Origin of the sequence: Streptomyces humi, from assembly GCF_001005085.2 — a bacterium.
In the GTDB taxonomy this organism is placed as follows: Bacteria; Actinomycetota; Actinomycetes; order Streptomycetales; family Streptomycetaceae; genus Streptomyces; species Streptomyces humi.
The window spans coordinates 1-766 of the sequence record NZ_LBMU02000008.1 but is presented as its reverse complement, the minus strand read 5'-3'; the positions used below and the strand labels follow the sequence as shown (position 1 = coordinate 766).

The following is a 766-nucleotide window of genomic DNA, read 5'->3' as shown; positions in this document are numbered from 1 at the left end:
GCGAACGGGTCAGGGAGGAAACGTTCGGCAGTCAGAGCGGGGCGGCCGGCATAGCCACGGGCCACCTGCGGACCCGCGATGAACACCTCACCCGCCACACCCACCGGGACCGGTTCCAGCCGGTCGTCGAGCACATACAGACGGGCGTTCGCGACCGGAGAGCCGATGGGAGGAAGCCCCTGCCCGTCGACCGGGCCAGCGGTGACCATCACGGTCGACTCGGTGGGGCCGTAGGTGTTCACCAGGCGCCGGCCCGGCGCCCACACCCGCGCCACCTGCTCGGTCAGCCGCTCCGCACCCAGCAACAACGTCTCGATACCGGGCACCTGCTCCGGATCCAGCACACCGAGCAGGGACGGCACGACGCTCGCCGCGCTGACACCCTCCGCCCCGATCATGGCGGTCAGCGCCTCCGGCTCGCCCCGCTCCTCCGCCTGCGCCACCACCAGCGTGCCCCCACGCGCCAGGGTCACCGCCAGATCCAGCACCGCCGCGTCGAAACTGAACGACGCGAACTGCAACACCCGCGCCCCGGGGTCGACGCCGAGCTCGGGACCGAGCGCCGTCACCATGCCGACGACGCTCGCGTGCGAGACCTGCACACCCTTGGGACGCCCCGTCGAACCCGACGTATAGATCACATACGCCAACTGGCCTGGTGTTACGACGATGTCCGGCGCCGTCGACGGCAGGGCAGCCGTCTGCGCGAGATCTCCTTCGCGGAGCACGACCTGCGCCCCGCTGTCGGCGACCATGAACTCCAGCC

Annotated in this window: 1 protein-coding gene; it reads right to left on the bottom strand. The window is 71.0% G+C overall.

Annotated features, from left to right (window positions below; translation table 11 throughout):
- A partial coding sequence (locus AAW13_RS02390) for an AMP-binding protein (RefSeq protein WP_240528509.1) occupies positions 1-755 on the bottom strand: 755 nt, incomplete at its 3' end.
- Positions 756-766: the final 11 nt, after the last annotated feature.